General features: G+C 70.0%; 17 protein-coding genes and 1 pseudogene. 13 read left to right on the forward strand and 5 right to left on the reverse strand.

Going from position 1 to position 17,607, the window contains the following annotated elements:
* Positions 1–48: 48 nt before the first annotated feature.
* From DFR74_RS37030 to DFR74_RS08325, 8 genes are all read left to right on the forward strand, one after another.
* Complete coding sequence (locus DFR74_RS37030) at positions 49–1,023, forward strand: enoyl-CoA hydratase/isomerase family protein (protein WP_067501309.1); 975 nt, start codon at positions 49–51, stop codon at positions 1,021–1,023.
* Complete coding sequence (locus tag DFR74_RS08295) at positions 1,020–3,266, forward strand: molybdopterin-dependent oxidoreductase (protein ID WP_067501308.1); 2,247 nt, start codon at positions 1,020–1,022, stop codon at positions 3,264–3,266. Before DFR74_RS37030 ends, DFR74_RS08295 begins: the two co-directional genes overlap by 4 nt.
* The gene (locus DFR74_RS08300) at positions 3,257–3,703 is read left to right on the forward strand and encodes a tautomerase family protein (protein WP_067501306.1); all 447 of its coding nucleotides are present in this window, start codon (positions 3,257–3,259) and stop codon (positions 3,701–3,703) included. Before DFR74_RS08295 ends, DFR74_RS08300 begins: the two co-directional genes overlap by 10 nt.
* A gap of 266 nt (positions 3,704–3,969) precedes the next feature.
* Positions 3,970–4,716, forward strand: coding sequence for a glutamine amidotransferase (locus DFR74_RS08305; RefSeq protein ID WP_067501304.1), 747 nt, complete (start codon positions 3,970–3,972; stop codon positions 4,714–4,716).
* Between the two features lie 72 nt (positions 4,717–4,788).
* The gene (locus tag DFR74_RS08310; protein ID WP_067501301.1) at positions 4,789–5,577 is read left to right on the forward strand and encodes a DUF1460 domain-containing protein; all 789 of its coding nucleotides are present in this window, start codon (positions 4,789–4,791) and stop codon (positions 5,575–5,577) included.
* A gap of 57 nt (positions 5,578–5,634) precedes the next feature.
* Entirely contained in the window at positions 5,635–6,078 is a 444-nt protein-coding gene (locus DFR74_RS08315) for a helix-turn-helix transcriptional regulator (RefSeq protein WP_067502063.1), read from the forward strand.
* Positions 6,079–6,088: 10 nt separating this feature from the next.
* Positions 6,089–6,502, forward strand: coding sequence for a VOC family protein (locus DFR74_RS08320; RefSeq protein WP_067501299.1), 414 nt, complete (start codon positions 6,089–6,091; stop codon positions 6,500–6,502).
* Between the two features lie 160 nt (positions 6,503–6,662).
* A complete protein-coding gene (locus DFR74_RS08325) occupies positions 6,663–9,056 on the forward strand; it encodes an ATP-binding cassette domain-containing protein (RefSeq protein WP_067501297.1) in 2,394 nt (797 codons plus the stop codon).
* 45 nt (positions 9,057–9,101) lie between these two features.
* On the opposite strand, the gene DFR74_RS08330 is transcribed toward DFR74_RS08325, so the two are convergent.
* Positions 9,102–10,619, reverse strand: coding sequence for an MFS transporter (locus tag DFR74_RS08330; RefSeq protein WP_067501295.1), 1,518 nt, complete (start codon positions 10,617–10,619; stop codon positions 9,102–9,104).
* A 13-nt stretch (positions 10,620–10,632) separates the two neighbouring features.
* Positions 10,633–11,424 (reverse strand): thioesterase family protein, encoded by a 792-nt coding sequence (locus DFR74_RS08335; protein ID WP_067501291.1) that lies wholly within the window; start codon positions 11,422–11,424, stop codon positions 10,633–10,635.
* A 53-nt stretch (positions 11,425–11,477) separates the two neighbouring features.
* Between DFR74_RS08335 and DFR74_RS08340 the strand changes: the two genes are divergently transcribed.
* Positions 11,478–11,957: a winged helix-turn-helix transcriptional regulator gene (locus DFR74_RS08340; protein WP_067501288.1), complete on the forward strand. Its 480-nt coding sequence runs from the start codon at positions 11,478–11,480 to the stop codon at positions 11,955–11,957.
* Positions 11,958–12,541: 584 nt separating this feature from the next.
* On the opposite strand, the gene DFR74_RS08345 is transcribed toward DFR74_RS08340, so the two are convergent.
* Entirely contained in the window at positions 12,542–13,153 is a 612-nt protein-coding gene (locus DFR74_RS08345) for a TetR/AcrR family transcriptional regulator (protein ID WP_067501278.1), read from the reverse strand.
* A gap of 118 nt (positions 13,154–13,271) precedes the next feature.
* On the opposite strand from DFR74_RS08345, the gene DFR74_RS08350 reads away from it, so the two are divergent.
* Together DFR74_RS08350 and DFR74_RS08355 are read left to right on the forward strand one after the other, a co-directional pair.
* Positions 13,272–13,769, forward strand: a complete 498-nt coding sequence (locus DFR74_RS08350) for a hypothetical protein (RefSeq protein ID WP_067501272.1) — start codon at positions 13,272–13,274, stop codon at positions 13,767–13,769.
* A 16-nt stretch (positions 13,770–13,785) separates the two neighbouring features.
* Entirely contained in the window at positions 13,786–14,796 is a 1,011-nt protein-coding gene (locus DFR74_RS08355) for an alpha/beta fold hydrolase (protein ID WP_084537171.1), read from the forward strand.
* A 245-nt stretch (positions 14,797–15,041) separates the two neighbouring features.
* Here the strand turns inward: DFR74_RS08355 and DFR74_RS08360 are convergent, their stop codons facing one another.
* Positions 15,042–15,473, reverse strand: coding sequence for a DUF5994 family protein (locus DFR74_RS08360; protein WP_147265763.1), 432 nt, complete (start codon positions 15,471–15,473; stop codon positions 15,042–15,044).
* Positions 15,474–15,700: 227 nt separating this feature from the next.
* Positions 15,701–16,366: pseudogene (locus DFR74_RS08365) on the reverse strand (phosphatidylinositol mannoside acyltransferase); the annotation flags it as partial.
* Positions 16,367–16,856: 490 nt separating this feature from the next.
* On the opposite strand from DFR74_RS08365, the gene DFR74_RS08370 reads away from it, so the two are divergent.
* Both DFR74_RS08370 and DFR74_RS08375 read left to right on the forward strand, forming a co-directional pair.
* Positions 16,857–17,069 carry a hypothetical protein gene (locus DFR74_RS08370; protein WP_113975010.1) on the forward strand — a complete coding sequence of 71 codons (213 nt, stop codon included), beginning with the start codon at positions 16,857–16,859 and terminating at the stop codon, positions 17,067–17,069.
* A gap of 1 nt (position 17,070) precedes the next feature.
* On the forward strand, positions 17,071–17,559 hold the full coding sequence (locus DFR74_RS08375) for a DUF5994 family protein (RefSeq protein WP_067501260.1): 489 nt from the start codon (positions 17,071–17,073) through the stop codon (positions 17,557–17,559).
* Positions 17,560–17,607: the final 48 nt, after the last annotated feature.

The raw sequence follows: 17,607 nt of genomic DNA on the forward strand, positions 1-17,607 counted from the left end.
GCAGAGGGCGGACCACCGGCCCTCGCCGCGCGCCGTTAGGAGCCGCCGATGTCCCGCGCCGCCGCTCTCCAGCTGGAGACGATCGCCCCAGTCCAGGACGGACGGGTACTCACCGCCCGCCTCAGCGCGCCACCGCTGAACTTCGTGACAAAGGAGGTGGTGCGCGATCTGGACACGCTCACCGCCGCCGTGGACGCCGACGATTCGGTGGGCGCGGTCGTCCTCACGGGTGGAGTGCCCGGCCGGTTCCTCACCCACGCCGATCCCGTCGCACTGGCCGACATGATCGAGCGGCCCCATCCGTTCGTGCCCGCCGGGGTGGCGCGGCCGTTCCTGCGGGCGCTCGACGTCGCACTGCGCATTCCCGGCGCGGCGTCGGTCACCGAACGGGCCGGGGGCGGTCTGGGCGCCGGATTGGTGTGGGGGCATCGGTGGAAGCGAACGACGTTGCGGATGAACCGTTCCCGCGCGGTGTACGTGGCGGCGATCAACGGTCCCGCGCTGGGCGGCGGCCTCGAGATCGCCTTGGCCTGCGATCTGCGCTACGCCGCCGACGCCGAACACGTGCGGCTCGGGCAGATCGAAACCCTCGCCAACCTGATCCCGGGCGGCGGCGGCACGCAGCGCCTGATCCGCCTGCTCGGCGCGGCCAAAACCATCGAACTCACCCTGGAAGGCGCACCGCTGGCGGTGCGGGAAGCGGCGTGGCTGGGCCTGGTGCACCGGGTGATCCCCGAGGGCCAGTTGCTCGCCGAATCCCAGCTCACCGCCGCCCGACTCGCGGCCCGCAATCCGGTGGTGATCGCCGAACTCAAACGCGCCGTCTACTTCGGCACCGACACCACGCTCTCGCGCGGACTGGACCGTGAACTGGCCGCGTTCGTCTCGGTGGGAACCACGGCCGGGGCGTCCCGCACCTTCGGCGCCTTCGCCGACGACCTGGCGCGGTTGGGTGACACCCCGTTCCTGGCCGATCCCAAACCGTGGTTCGACGGCAGCCGCGTCGATCAGGTGAGCCCGTGACCACCACCGAGCGGTGGCATGCCACCGCCTGCATCCTGTGCGAGAACAACTGCGGGCTGCTGGTGCGCCTGGACGGCCGCCGGTTCGAGAAGATCCGCGGCGACAAGGACCATCCCGCCTCGGCCGGCTACACCTGCAACAAGGCGCTGCGCCTGGACCACTACCAGAACGGCGGCACCCGCCTCACCAGCCCGCTGCGCCGCGAACCCGACGGCACCTACACCGAAATCGACTGGGACACCGCCATTTCCGAGATCGCGGCGGGCCTGTCGGCGGTGCGGGACGCGCACGGCGGCGACAAGATCTTCTATTACGGCGGCGGTGGCCAGGGCAATCACCTCGGCGGCGCCTACAGCGGCGCGCTGCGCCGTGCGCTGGGCAGCCGTTACCGGTCCACGGCGCTGGCGCAGGAGAAGACAGGGGAGGGCTGGGTCGACGCCCACCTCACCGGCGGGCACACCACCGGCGATTTCGAGCACGCCGAGGTGTCGGTGTTCCTCGGCAAGAATCCGTGGCAATCCCACGGCGTCGCCCGCGCCCGCACCGTGCTGCAGCAGATCGCGAAAGACCCGGCGCGCACCATGATCGTGCTCGACCCGGTGCGCACCGAGACCGCGGAGATGGCCGATATCCACCTGCCGGTGCGGCCGGGCACCGACGCGTGGTGCCTGGCGGCGATGCTGGCCGTCCTGGTCCGCGACGACCTGCTCGACCACGGCTTCCTCGCCGAACACACCACCGACGCGGCACCGGTGCTGGACGCGTTGCGCGCCGTCGACATCGACGCCTACGCCGAGGTCTGCGGCGTGCCTGTCGATCTCGTGCGCGCGGCCGCGCACCGCATCGGCACCGCGGGCAGCGTCGCCACCTACGAGGACCTGGGCGTGCAGCAGAGCCCCAACAGCACCCTCGTCTCCTACCTGAACAAACTGCTGTGGCTGCTGACCGGCAATTTCGCGAAACGCGGTGCGATGCATCCGCATTCGTGGCTGGTGCCGCTGGCCGGGTACGACCGCGAGATCAAACGCACCCCGGTGACGGGCGCACCGATCCTGGGCGGGATGGTGCCGTGCAACAGCATCGCCGAGGAAATCCTCACCGACCATCCCGACCGGTTCCGGGCGATGATCATCGAATCGTCCAATCCGGCGCACTCGCTGGCGGATTCGGCCGCGTTCCGCGCCGCGCTCGACGCCCTCGATCTCGTGGTGGTCATCGATATCGCGTTCACCGAGACCGCCCGCCGCGCCGACTACGTGCTGCCCGCGGCCAGCCAGTTCGAGAAGTGGGAAGCCACGTTCTTCACGTTGGAGTTCCCGCACAACACTTTCCACCTGCGGGCGCCGCTGCTCGACCCGCTGCCGGGCACCCTGCCGGAGCCCGAGATCTACGCGCGGTTGCTGCGCGAACTCGGCGTGGTCTCGCGCCGGCGGCTGGCGCTGCTGAGCGCGGCGGCGCGGCTGGGGCGGCGCGCGTATCTGGGAGCGTTCGCGGCGCTGATGGCGATCGACAAGAAGACGTTCGGGCTGGCCCCGTATCTGCTGTATGAGACGCTGGGGCCGACGCTGCCCGACGGGGCGCGCTCGGCGGCGGTGCTGTGGGCGTTGACGCAGCGTGTCGCGAAACTGCATCCGGCGGCCATGCGCCGCGCCGGGCACCGCAACGCCGACGCCTTGTTCGACGCGATCCTCGCGGGCCGGTCCGGGGTGACGTTCACCGTCGACGACTACGCCGACGCCTGGGACTACGTGCCGCACCCCGGGAAACGGATTCCGCTGGCCATCCCCGAACTCCTCGCTGCCCTGCGTGATCTGGGCGGTGCGCCCGTCGCCCACACCAGCGACGAGTTCCCGTTCGTGCTGTCGGCGGGCGAGCGGCGCGCGTTCACCGCGAACACGATCTTCCGGGACGACAGCTGGCGCCGCCGCGATCCGCAGGGCGCGTTGCGCGTCAATCCCGACGACGCCGCCGGACTCGGCCTGTCCTCGGGCGACCGGGCGCGCGTCACCACGGCGCGTGGCAGCGCGCTGACCACCGTCGAGGTCACCGACCGGATGCAGCGCGGCCACGTCTCGCTGCCCAACGGTTTCGGTCTCGACCTGCCGGGTGGGCGCACCGGCGTCGCCCTCAACGAACTCACCGACCTCACGCTGCGCGACAGCATCGCGGGTACCCCGTGGCACAAACACGTGCCCGCCCGCCTCGAACCCGCACCCGACCAAGGAGTCACCCCATGCCCCTGATCGACGTCTACGCCGTGGAAGACACCCTCGCCCCCGAGACCGCCTCCGCGCTGCTCGAGGAGCTCGCGACCATCCTGCTGCGCTGGGAAGGCGCGCCCGACACCGAATTCTTCCGCGAGATCACCTGGGTGTACCTGCATCCGCTGCCCGCCACGGCGCTGGCGGTGGGCGGCAGGCCCGGCGGCAGCCCACGCTTCCGCGTGGAGATCACGGTGCCCGCCGGTGCGCTCTCGCAGCGCCGCAAGGAAGGGTTGGTCGCCGACGTGCACGCCGCCGTCACCGCGGCGGCGGGGCTCGAGCCCGAGCGGGCCCTGCACGTGTGGACGCTGATCCGGGAAGTGCCGGACGGCAATTGGGGCGCGGCGGGGCAGGTCATCCGCTTCAGCGACCTGCTCGCCGTGTCGGGGGCCGAGCGGGAGAAGGTCGCGGAGTCCTGAGCGGTCGCGGTGACGACGGCGTCTCCGGCGGCCGCCACGGTCCCCGGTCGGTCCGACCCAGACGCCGAGTCACCAGCCGACGCCTCACCGGGGTTTCCCTTACGTCGAGTAGGCGACCGTAACCGGTGATCGGCCCGCGCACATTCCGCGCGTGCCGTTCGGGTTTCGATCGCGGTCCGCGCGGTTACGGTGTCTGACATGAGCGAACGCCATGAGCGGATCATGGGTCGGCGCCCCGCGGGGGCGAGCGCCGGTGAGGCGTCGGCATGAGCGAGGCGCACGCCAGGCCGTTCCTGTTGCTGGCGACCCGCGCCGAGGACGAGGCCGCCGACCAGGAGTACGCCGCGTTCCTCCGGTACGGCGGGCTCGCCCCGCATCGTCTGCGTCGGCGCCGCCTGGAACGCGAACCTCTCGGCGAGTTCGATCTCGACGAGTACGCGGGGATCATCCTGGGCGGCAGCCCGTTCACCGTGTCCGACCCGCCCGACGGGAAGTCGCCGGTGCAGCGGCGGGTGGAGGCCGAGTTGGGCGATCTCGTCGCGGCCGTGGTGCGCCAGGATTTCCCGTTCCTGGGCGCCTGTTACGGCATCGGCGTGATCGGTTCACAGATCGGCGCGGTCATCGACCGCACCCATCCGGAGCCCGTCGGCCCGACCACGGTCACGCTCACCGACGCGGGCCGGGTCGACCCGTTGCTGTGTGTGCTGCCGCCGCGGTTCGACGCGTTCGTCGGGCACAAGGAATCCGTCAGCGAACTGCCCGACGGTGTCGATCGTCTGGCGACTTCCGACACCTGCCCGGTGCAGGCGTTCCGGGTGGGCGCCAACGTGTACGCCACCCAGTTCCATCCCGAGCTCGACGCGCAGGGCATGAGCACCCGCATCGACGCCTACAAGCACCACGGCTATTTCGAGCCGGGCGAAGCCGAATCCCTCAAGCAGGTCGCGCGGTCGGGGAACGTGGTGCATCCCGGGGCGCTCGTGCGCCGGTTCGTCCAGCTGTACGAGGATTGAGTTCGCCGGACGGTTGCCAGATCGGGGCGGCTAGGGTGGGATGGGCTCGGGCATCGACCGCTGGGAGGCGTTGTGCGCATCATCGTCCGCGTGCTGCTGATCGTCTTGGCGCTGTCCTGCGCGCTCGTCGCGCCGGCGCAGGCCGCGCCGCAGGTGCACCTGGACGACACCACCGCCCGCAAACTCGACGAACTCCTCGCGGTGCGCGCTTCGGCAGGCGCGGACAAGGGCTCGCTGATCGAGGTGCTGTCGCGGCAATTCCTCGGCACGCCGTACGGCGCGAACATGCTCATCGGTTCCGACACCACCCCCGAGCAGTTGGTGGTGGATCTGCGCCGGGTGGACTGCTTCACCTACCTCGATTACGTGGAAGCGCTGACCTCGGCCACCGACCGCGACAGCTTCCTGGACAACCTCGTCCGCACCCGCTACCGCGACGCCCGCGTCGACTACGCGCACCGCAAGCACTTCTTCACCGACTGGGCCCACACCGGCGCGGCCACCGACGTCACCGCCGCCGTGAGCCCCGCCGCCACCACCGTCACCAAGCACCTCAACGCGAAGGCCGACGGCGGCCACTACCTCCCCGGTCTGCCCGTCACCGACCGCCAGGTCACCTACATCCCGTCCACCGCCGTCACCCCCGAGGTGATCGCGAATCTCCGCACGGGCGACTATCTCGGCGCCTACACCGATCAGGCGGGCCTCGACGTCACCCACGTCGGCATCTTCGTCGCCGGCCCGTCGGGCCCGATCTTCCGCAACGCCTCCTCCCTCTCGGCCACCTACGAGGTCGTCGACACCCCGCTCACCGACTACCTGCGCACCGTCCCCGGCCTGCTCGTCCTGCGCACCCACTGACCGGCGAATCCCTGGCGACCATCGGCAGCCGGGGCGGTGGCGTGGGACGATCTCGGTATGACCAGCAGATCCGATACGCCGCAGTACCTGCGTGATCTCGTCCTGCTGCGCCGGGTGCGGGACCGCATCGACCGCGAGTACGCCCAACCGCTGGATGTGCCGGCGCTGGCACGGGGTGTGAACATGTCGGCCGGGCATCTGAGCAGACAGTTCCGGCTCGCCTACGGCGAATCGCCCTACTCGTATCTGATGACCCGCCGCATCGAGCGCGCCATGGCGTTGCTGCGGCGCGGCGATCTCAGCGTCACCGAGGTGTGTTTCGAGGTGGGGTGTTCGTCGCTGGGCACGTTCAGCACCCGGTTCACCGAACTGGTCGGCATGCCGCCCAGCGTCTACAAACGGGAGCAGAGCGACGCGACCCAGGGGATGCCCTCGCTGGTCTACAAACAGGTGACACGACCGGTCAGGAATCGAGAAGCGCAGGCTACCGAGCGGCAATAGCCTGATCAGCATGACCGACATCAGCATCTACTCGAGTTTCCTCCCGCAGGACGACCCCGAGGCGGCCCTCGGCTTCTACCGCGACGCCCTGGGCTTCGAGGTCCGTCAGGACGTCGGCTACGACGGGAAGCGCTGGCTCACCGTCGGCCCGCCGAACCAGCCCGGCACCTCCGTGGTGCTCTACCCGCCCGGCGCCGACCCGGGCATCACCGACGACGAGCGCCGCACCATCGCGGAGATGATGGCCAAGGGCACTTTCGCCAGCATCCTGCTCGCCACGCCCGACGTGGACGCCACCTTCGAGCAGGTGCAGGCCAGCGGCGCCGAGGTGGTGCAGGAGCCGATCGATCAGCCCTACGGCGTGCGGGACTGCGCGTTCCGCGACCCCGCGGGCAACATGGTCCGTATCCAGCAGCGTCCCTGACGCGCACGCCCCCGGCCGGCGCGCACCGGCCAGGGTAACGCGCCTCCCTCGGCGCGCGACAGCGATCCGGTAGACACAACTCATCGAAGACGTATCCGCCCGCCGGGCGGTAGCGACGGCGACCGCGCCCGCGGCCCCGCCCGACGACCAGGGAGACAGGATGCCCACCAAGACGGGGACGACCAAGACGACCACGAAGCCGCCCGCCGCCGACAGCCACGAACTGATCCGCGTGCACGGCGCGCGGGTCAACAACCTGCGCGATGTGAGCATCGAGCTGCCCAAGCGCAGGCTCACCGTGTTCACCGGCGTCTCCGGCTCCGGCAAGAGCTCCCTGGTGTTCGACACCATCGCCGCCGAATCGCAGCGCCTCATCAACGAGACCTATAGCACCTTCATCCAGGGGTTCATGCCGACCCTGGCCCGCCCCGAAGTCGACGTGCTCGAGGGCCTGACCACCGCGATCATCGTCGACCAGCAGCGCATGGGCACCGACCCGCGCTCCACGGTGGGCACCGCCACCGACGCGAACGCGATGCTGCGCATCCTGTTCAGCCGGATCGGTGACCCGCACATCGGTTCCCCGCAGGCGTTCTCCTTCAACGTCGCTTCCATCAGCGGTGCGGGCGCGGTGACGGTGGAGCGGGCGGGGCAGAAGATGCGCGAGCGCCGCAGTTTCAGCATCACCGGCGGCATGTGTCCGCGCTGCGAGGGCCGCGGCCGCGTCAACGACATCGACCTCAGCCAGCTCTACGACGATTCGAAATCCCTGGCCGAGGGCGCGTTCACGATTCCGGGCTGGAAGTCCGACAGCTTCTGGACCGTCCGCGTCTACGCCGAGTCCGGGTTCGTGGACCCGAACAAGCCGATCCGCAAGTTCACCAAGCGCGAGATGCAGGACTTCCTGTACAAGGAGCCGGTGAAGGTGAAGGTCGACGGCGTCAACCTCACCTACGAGGGGTTGATCCCGAAGATCCAGAAGTCGTTCCTGTCCAAGGACGTCGAGTCCATGCAGCCCCACATCCGCGCGTTCGTGGAGCGCGCCGTCACGTTCACGACCTGCCCTGAGTGCCACGGCACCCGGCTCAGCGAATTGGCGCGCTCGTCGAAGATCTGCGGCATCAGCATCGCCGACGCGTGCTCGATGCAGATCAGCGACCTCGCCGAGTGGGTGCGCGACCTGGACGAGCCGTCGGTGGCGCCGCTGCTCACCTCCCTCGCGCACACCCTCGACTCGTTCGTCGAGATCGGGCTGGGCTACCTGTCGCTGGACCGGCCCGCCGGCACGCTGTCGGGTGGTGAGGCGCAGCGCACCAAGATGATCCGTCATCTGGGTTCGGCGCTCACCGACGTCACCTACGTGTTCGACGAGCCGACCGCGGGCCTGCACCCGCACGACATCCAGCGCATGAACGATCTGCTGCTGCGCTTGCGCGACAAGGGCAACACCGTGCTGGTGGTCGAGCACAAGCCCGAGACCATCGCGATCGCCGACCACATCGTCGATCTGGGGCCGGGCGCCGGAACCGGGGGCGGCACCATCTGTTTCGAGGGCACGGTCGAGGGGTTGCGCAAGAGCGACACCATCACCGGCCGTCACTTCGACGACCGCGCCTCGGTGAAGGAGAGCGTGCGGAAACCCAAGGGCGCGTTGAAGATCCGTGGCGCGTCGACGAACAATCTGCGCGACGTGGACGTCGACATTCCACTGGGCGTGCTGGTCGCCATCACCGGCGTCGCGGGGTCGGGCAAGAGTTCCCTCGTGCACGGGTCGATCCCGGCGAGCGAAGGCGTGGTGTCGGTGGACCAGGGCGCGATCAAGGGATCGCGGCGCAGCAATCCCGCCACCTACACCGGGTTGCTCGAACCGATCCGCAAGGCGTTCGCGAAAGCCAACGGCGTGAAACCGGCACTGTTCAGCGCGAATTCGGAAGGTGCGTGCCCGAACTGCAACGGCGCCGGCGTCATCTACACCGATCTGGGGATCATGGCGGGCACGTCGACCGTGTGCGAGGTGTGTGAGGGCAAGCGGTATCAGGCGGCGGTGCTCGAGTACCACCTCGGTGGGCGCGACATCAGCGAGGTGCTGGCGATGCCGGTGGACGAGGCGCTGGCGTTCTTCGCCGAGGGGGAAGCCCGTATCCCCGCGGCGCACGCCATCCTGCAACGGCTCGCCGACGTGGGTCTCGGCTATCTGACGCTGGGTCAGCCGCTCACCACCCTGTCCGGTGGCGAGCGGCAGCGGTTGAAGCTGGCCACCCACATGGCCGACAAGGGCGGCGTCTACGTGCTGGACGAGCCGACCACGGGCCTGCACCTGGCCGACGTGGAGCAGCTGCTCGGACTGCTGGACCGCCTGGTCGAGTCCGGGAAGTCGGTGATCGTCATCGAGCACCACCAGGCGGTGATGGCGCACGCCGACTGGATCATCGACCTCGGGCCCGGCGCGGGTCACGACGGCGGCAAGATCGTGTTCGAGGGGACACCGGCCGAGTTGGTCGCGGCGCGGTCGACGCTGACGGGCGAGCATTTGGCGGCCTACGTCGGAGGGTGAGACGCGCTGGCGGGCGGTGCGTGCGGCAGCACCGCCCGCTCTCCATCACGGACGAACGGTGGTGTCCTCCGGCGATACCGCAGGACGGTGGTGGTGGGTGCGCTCGCCGGAGGATTCCTGCGGGATCAGGTGTTCCTGGGCGCGATGCTGTTCTGGAGCGTCGGACGGTTCACGCGTAGCTCCACCCGGTGACGTTCGCCGGAGACCGAGCCCGAGCAGACCCGCGAACACCGCCACTGCGGCCATCACCCACCAAGCTCGCCGGAAGGCTTCGAGCGTGGCCACCGGGCTGTCGGGGGTACCGAGCACCGCCACCAGCACGGCGACACCGCCCGCGAGCCCCAGCTGCCGCGCCATGCTGAGCACGCCCGAGCCGGTCGCGAAGCTCGCCGGGGGCAGTGCGCTCGAGCCCGCCGCGAACGCGGTCGGCACGATCAACCCGACACCCACACCGGTCAGCAGCATCCCGCCCAGCATCCCGGACACGTAATCCGGGGACAGCGCGATCGCCAGCGCCCACCACAGCAACCCGCCGCCGAACGCGAACCCGCCCGCCGCGATCACCGGCCCCGGGCCCACCCGGCCGATCAGCCGCCCCGCCAGGATCGCCACGAACGGCACCACCAGCGGGCCCGGCGCGATCGCCAGTCCGGCGCGCAGCGCCGACCAGCCCCACACGTCTTGCGCCCACAGCGTCGCCGACAGCAGCATGCCCGCGAACGCGATCTGGAACACCACCGAATTCACCGCCGCCAGAACGACATTCGGCAGCCGCAGCACCGAGGCGTCCACGAGCGGGCTGTGGTGGCGCGCCGAGGACACCGCGAACAGCACACCGCAGGCCAGCGCCACCGCGAACGCCGCCAGGACCCCGGGCGAGGACCATCCCCACTCCGGACCTTGCACCACCGCCAGCACCAGCGACCCGACCGCACCGATCAGCGCACCCGCACCCACCAGATCGGGCAGCGGACCTCCCGCTGCGGGCGGACTCGGCAACCGGCGCAGCCCGATCGCCAACGTGGCCAGTCCGATCGGCACATTCACCAGGAACACCCAGCGCCAATCGAACGCCACCAGCACGCCGCCGACCACCGGTCCCAGCGCCGCGCCGAGCCCGCCGAACGCGACCCACAGCCGCACCGCGCCGGCGCGCCGCTCGGGCGGGGTCGCGGCCAGCACCAGGGCCAGCGACGACGGCGTCATCAACGCGCACCCGACCGCCTGCACGACACGGAACACGATGAGCGACTCCACATTCCACGCCGCCGCGCACAGCGCCGACCCGGCGGCGAACACGGTGAGCCCCAGCAGGAATACCACTCGATTGCCGCCGCGGTCGCCGAGCCGCCCCGCCGGGACGAGCAGCGCCGCGAACACGATCGCATACAGGTTGAGCACCCACGACAGACCCGACAGCCCGGCGTCCAAGTCCTCGGACATGGCGGGGACGGCGAGGTTGACGATGAACAGGTCGAGGCTGGACAACAGCACGCCGACGGAAACGATCGCGAGGACGACGCGCGGATCGGTGGCCGCCCGCGACGCGGAGCGGGAAGACATCGGTCGCTCCGTTTCAGCCGAGGACACGGCGGGTCTGGCGGGCAGTGGCGAGCAGGGTGCCGTGGCGGTCCCAGATGTCGGTGTCGTCGACCGACCAGCCGTCCGCGGTACTCACGTTCTGGGTGCGGACCAGGACCGGCGCGGGGGCCGTGGTCGCGGCGTGCAGTTGCATCGACAAGGTGACGGTCGGGATCGCGACCGGAGCGGTCAGCAGCGGGAACAGGCCGGGCGGCAGCGCGTCGGCGAGCAGCGCCAGGCTGGACGCGTCGATCGCGAGTTCCGGATCGGTAGCGATCCAGGCACACATCATCGCCTCGTCCGCGCCGGTGAGCGGCAGCGGTCCCGCGGCGGGGCGAATCACGAAATGCGCGCCCGCCGGAACGATTTCGCGGGGGAGCGCGAACACCGGGCAGTCCGGCGGCGCGGGAACCACTGGCGCGGGCCGGGAACTGTGCTCGGCGATCGCCGTCGTGCCGTGCGCGCCGAGGGTGACCGTCGCGGCGACGACCGGGGCGTCGTCCTGTGTCGCGAGCACGTCCACGACGGCCGTACTGCGGCCGACGCGGTGCGCGGTCGCGTGCAGGGTGAGCGCCCCGAGTGAGGGTTTGCCGAGGAATCGGACGTCGGCGTTGCGAACGGGGCGTTCGTCGGCGCGTTGGGCGACGTCGAGCAGGAGACCGGCGAGCGCGCCACCGTGCGGGCCGGTCCAGCCGCGCCACGAGGCGTCGACTACGGCGCTCCAGTGGCCGGAGTCGGTGGGGGAGAGCCCGAATTCATCGCCGAGCCGCCCAGTGAGTTTCATCATGCAACTCAACCTAAGGCAGTGAGTTCTTTCATGCAACCGACTATGCTCGGGGGATGCGGCGCACCAGCTTCGAAGACATGAACTGCTCCCTGGCCCAATGCCTCGAAGTAGTCGGGGAGTGGTGGACCCTGCTGATCGTGCGCGACGCCCTGTTCGGCGTCACCCGCTTCGACGACTTCCGCGACCGCCTCGGCATCGCCCGCAACATCCTCACCCAACGCCTGGAAGCCCTTGTCGCGCACGAGATCATGACCAAAGAGCCCTACCAGGACAACCCCGTCCGCTACGACTACCGGCTCACCACCAAAGGACGCTCCCTCTGGCAGGTCGTCACCGCGATGCGTCAGTGGGGCGACGAATGGGCCGCCCCCGCCGGACCGCCGGTCCAGGTGGTGCACCAGACCTGCGGCCACATCGCGGTCATCGAACCGACATGTTCACACTGCGGTGAGCGGGTGCGCGGGCGCGACCTGCGCCCGGTGGACGGGCCGGGCGCGGGGGAGAGCTCGATCCTGCCTGCGCGGAGCGCATGAATAGCGGATAGTCAGGCGCCCACGCCCTCAGCCCCGGGCAACCGTCGGCCGCGTAAGGCCGTGCGATACGGCGCGGGTCGTGCTGCCCGATCACCCGTCGCGAACGAGACTGGAGCGCCCTTGCACTTCCGCCACCGCGCGCTCCGGGTCGGCACCGCGCACTACGGCGCAATCGGTCGTGGCACGCGCCCTCCACACCCGCCACCGTGCCGGTAGCCGAGTCCGCCCGCCACGGCGACCTCCCATATCGCGTGTGCCCGATCCCCATATCGCGTGTTTCCGATCGCCGAGACAGCACGGCCGCACCAGTCGCTGACGACCAGGGCACGCCGATTGCCCCAGCATCGCGACAGCCGAGCACGCCGACGAGTCGATCGCGCCCACGATGCCTCGGCACAGCCAGACGCTCGGCCTACCGCGCGGAACCGCACCGACCGACGGCCACTACCAACACGGCGCGCACCCATGCTCGGCGTCCAGCACGTGGCGCGCCTCGCGCGTCCGCACCGCCGCGTCCGCGATCGCGTGCGAGGGCGTGCCGCGCTGGGCGGCATCGGCCGCGACGTAGATTCCGGGCGCCGCATTCAGCGTCGTGGCGCACCCTCGCGCGTTCGAGCCGAACCGATCCCGTTGAGCAGCGTCCGCACCGCCGCGTCCGCGATCGCGTGCGAGGGCGTGCCGCGCTGGGCGGCATCGGCCGCGACGTAGATGTGCGCGTTGAACACACCCTCGAGCCATTCGGCGGGCAGGTCGGGGTCGAGATCACCCTCCTCCTGCGCGGCGGCGATCAGCGTGCGCAGCGAGACGTCGCCCGTGTCGGCCCAGTGCGGGTTGCCCGCGAACCGGCCGGGATCGGCGAACAGGAACACCACGCGGTCCCCGACCTCCACGAACGAGCGCAACAGATAGATCAGGTGGTCGAACGCCGACGTGGTCTGCTCGGTCGCCGCGCGGGCGATCCCGTCGAGCACTTCCAGCGACTCCACCAGCAGCGCGTCCACCAGATCCTGGCGTTCCGGGAAGTACCGGTGCAGGGTGCTGCGACTGACCTCCGCGCGCTCGGCGATATCGGCCAGCGACGCGGCGAAATCGCGGGACCAGACCGCCAGCGCCGCGGCCAGGATCGCCGTGCGGGTCCGGGTTCGCAGGCCGCTCGACCGTGCCTCCACCCCGTCGTTCGGCCTGTTGCGCACCATGAAATGGACAGTACACGGACCGACCATGCCCGGACATCAGCGGAAAACGATGAGACATTCATGTCCCATAGCGGGTACTGTCTGCTTCAAACGACCGAACGGTATCGGGAGGACACGCATGAGCTCGGCCGCACACCCACGGACCCAGGTCCGCCGCGACACCACCTCGCTGCCCGCGCGCCTGGTCGCGCCACTCACCGCCGCACCCACCGCGATCCGCCGGTTCGGCGCACCGGACCGGCGCGACATCCCGGCCGGCCGCCGCGCCACCCACGCCGCACTCCTCACCCTGCTGTGGTTTCCCGCGCTGGTGCTGGCGGTCATGTCGGTGATCATGCTCGTGCGCGGCCTCGGGTACGGGTTCGTCATCGACGACGACGGCTGGGTGAACGCCTGGGGCGGCCCGTCGCTGGCCGGCGCGTGGATCGTGCACGCGCTGGTCGGGCTGTTCGGCACCGGCGTGGCGATGCTGGGCATGCTCGGGCTCGGCGCGATGATCGACCGGATAGACCGCCGCTACCTCGGGGCGGGCGGACCGGTGTGGCCGGTTCCGCTCACGGTGGTGCTCGCGGCGATCGCGGTGCTGTTCCTCATCGCGTGGTCCAGTCAGATCTGACGGGAGGTGAACTACATTGTCCGACAAGACAACAGCTGATCCCGAGGCAGGCAGACCCCCGCGTCGGCGACGCAAGTGGTTGCTGATCGGCACCGCGGGCCTCACCACGCTGGCCGTACTGGCGTGGTTCACCCTGCGCGACAGCGCACCCGTCGGTCACTTCACCTCCGCCGAGGGCTACGAGCGGTTCTTCACCGCCTACGACCGCGCGATGGCCGAAATGCCCACGCCCGACCAAACTTTGGATCTGCGCACCGACTTCGGCGTGGTCCGCATGTACCGGTTCGACGGCGCGAATCCAGACGCGGCCCCTCTGGTCCTGCTGCCGGGCCGTGCCGCCGCCACCCCCGTGTGGGCCGACAACCTGCCGTCACTGCGCGCGCTGCGCACCGTCTACACCATCGACCTGCTCGGCGAACCCGGCGCCAGCATCCAGAGCCGGCCGATCGAGAACGACGCCGACCAGGCGCGCTGGCTGCACCAAGCCCTGCGCCAGCTGCCGCACGAGACCGTCGACCTGCTCGGCATGTCGATCGGCGGCTGGACCGCCACCAACCTCGCCGTCCGCGAACCCGATGGCATCGGCCGCGTCATCCTGCTCGACCCTGCCATGACCTTCGCCGGCCTGCCGCTCGAGACGATCATCCGCTCCATCCCGGCCTCGGTGCGCTGGCTACCGAAGAGCTGGCGCGACAGCTTCAACAGCTGGACCGCGGGCGGCGCGCCCGTCGAGGACGTGCCCGTCGCCGACATGATCGAGGCCGGCATGCGGTCCTACGCCCTGCACCTGCCCACCACCACCCAGTTCAGCACCGACCAACTCACCAGCCCGCGCATGCCCTTCCTCGTGATCCTCGCCGGCAAATCGGTCATGCACGATGCGAACGAAGCCGCCGACCACGCCCGCCAAACCCTCGCCGACGCCACCGTCCTCATCTACCGGGACGCTTCCCACGCCATCAACGGCGAATACCCCGACCGGATCGCCGCGGACATCGCCGCCTTCCTCGAAGCGCCGCCGACGTAACGATGCGAAACGGCCGTGCGGGCCGGTACGCCTCGAGCTGAGATCTGTTCACGGTGATCCCGGAAGCGGATACGCCGCCAGCCGACGACCCGAACACGCCGCACCACTTGCCGCGTTCCCGGCTGACGCCCGCCGCGCTGAAGGGCTCATCGACACCGCCGTCGACGCCAGACCCGGGACATCGATCGGTCCGCGACAATGCCTACCGCGCTGACAGAAACGCAACGACCCGCCCGGTCTACGGGTCACCGATCCGCGGAGCCGCCCATCGCCGCGTGGTTGGTGATAGTGCGGGGTTCCCGACCGCTACCCGTCGTATTCGGTCCCGCGGCGCGGGAGGGCTCCCCGGCCACTGTGGGTGCCGATCCGGCGCCCGGGTGGACAACTTGCAGCACGATCACGGCACCGTTGGTTCCGTACACATACATCGTGTCGAACAGCTCGAACGGATATGGATCGAGTCGAATGACACGATCGTCCATTCGCAAACTCCGTTCGGCCTCTGACCAGGCCGTCGGGTCGTAGACCACGCGCGATATCGGCCCGGCCCGCAACTGGAGCGCGGTGAGCAGATCGGGCAACTCGGTGACGAGGACTCCCGATCGCGGCCACCAAGTCGCATCGATGTAGTCACTCGCGTCCGGATGAAGATGCAATCGCGGGCCCGGGGTGGTCACCTGCGGCGGCACCGACGGGGTGGGCAACGGAGAAGGCGTCATCGGACGCTCCCATCACGGCCTGACAGCAGGCCGGATCACTTCGATCCGGTGACGACGCGACCCCTGCTGGTCAGCGCGCGTGTTGCCGCCGGACACTGCTCAGCTTACGCCCCGCGCGATCCGGTGTACGCGGTGGGGAAGCACGGTCCGCGCCGAGGTGCGCGGACCCACGATGGGCGGCTGGATCAATCGTGCGGCGTGCCAGCCGTCCGCTCTCGAATGAGGCGGTCGGCGGTCCACAGTGGTTGCAGCATGTGCCAGTCAGCGGGGTGCGCGGCGATTCCGGCGGCGAACCGGTCGGCCAGCGTCTGAGTCGTCGGCCGTACGCCGCCCGCAGTGTCGATCGCGGCGTCGACGTGAAATCCCCAGCCGTCGGGGGTGAACCAGCAGTGCACCGGCAGCAGCGACGCACCGGTGTCGATCGCCAGCCGGGCCGGGCCTACCGGCATGCGGGCCGATTCGCCGAAGAACGTCACCGGCACACCCGCACCAGTCAGGTCGCGGTCACCGAGCAGCCCGACGATCCGCCCCTGCCGCAGCCGCATGGCCAGCAACTCGAACGGCGGCGCGGTCCCGCCGGTGAGCGGGATGATCTCGAATCCCAGGCCTTCCCTGAACCGGACGAAGCGCCGGAACAGTGATTCCGGTTGGAGCCGTTCGGCGACGACGGTCGGTGTGCCGACCCGCTGGACCAGCCAGACTCCCGCCAGGTCCCAGTTGCCGCTGTGCGGCAGCGCCAGCACGGCCCCGCGTCCACGATCGATCGCGTCGTGGATGTGTTCGAGCCCGGTGGCCGCGGTTTCGATAGTTCCCGCACCAGGCGCCAGCCGACCGCGTACCAGAGATCCCAGACCAGGGCGCTCGGGGTCACCGGTCTGAACCGGCCTGTGCTGGACAGCGGCAGCGGGTCACCGGCGATCTCTGCCGGGGCACATCCGCCGGCGGATTCGGCGAGCGACCGACCAGGCGAGGGCACCGACGACAACAGCCTTCCATCTCTCGAGTGTCCTCCCCATCACTCGCGAACGGCAGCCGTTTCGGCCACCACACGCACCGACAATGACGACCCGTCCAGAGCGCGCGCAATTACGCCTCCGCGGCCGCTCGGGCTGGTGTGACCGGTGAGTAGGATGAAGGAGTCGGGGGCTTTCGCACCGGGCCACCCATGGTTCGGTCGTCGCCCGGCGAGTCGACAAGGGACCGCTTCGCGGCCCCGGTCAGGAGCGTCGCGATGACGCCACAACAACGGGCGATCCTGCTGGACCGCTTCTCACGCTTCGCCGTCCGCAGCGGTCCGCCGCCGTCACCGCGAGCGCGTCACCCGGGTGCGGTGGATGGGGCTTGGTGGCCCCGCACGAGAACGCCGCCGCCCAGGCTTTGCTGTCGGCCGCATCCCGACCGGGCAACGAACTCACCGCCTTCGAACTCATGGCCGCGCACACCCGGCACCACCTCGAGGACACGGACAACGATGCGGCATTGCGGCGCTGGGACGACGAGGGCGGGCGCAGCGCGCACCCGCGCAGAGTAAACACGACCGTGCCGGAGGCTTGACATGACACAGAACCGATCGCAGGACAGAGGTGGCGTCGCAGACCGCGGCCTGGGCCGATTCCATGCCCGCGACGACGGCGGGCAGCCCTTCGACACACCCACCCGCACACCGCGACTGCTGCTGAGCGACAGCGACGAGAAGTCCGGCGGCTTCGACGGCACCTGGTGGCCCAGAACCGACAATCTCACCAGCGAACTGCACGACTTGGTCGCCGCTCTCACCACGCGACTGGGCGCTACCACCCGAATCAGCTTCGACTGGAACTCGCTGAGCTTGTCCCAACGCCGCATCGACGCTCCCGACGGAATCGAGGTCACCGGACCGGATCCGGATCAGCCACCGCATGTGATGGACGTCTTCGGCCCACACGATCGACGCGTTCGATTGCTGGTAATCGACCCCGCCGCCACGGCAGACCGCGCCAACGCGCAGATGCGCGAGGCGTTACGCGACACCACCTCAAATCGTCACAGTGACGATTTGAGGTGACCGATCAGGCGGGGGGAGCGGGAACTAGGAGCATCCAGGAAATCTTTA

The organism is Nocardia puris, assembly GCF_003315035.1.
GTDB lineage: Bacteria > Actinomycetota > Actinomycetes > Mycobacteriales > Mycobacteriaceae > Nocardia > Nocardia puris.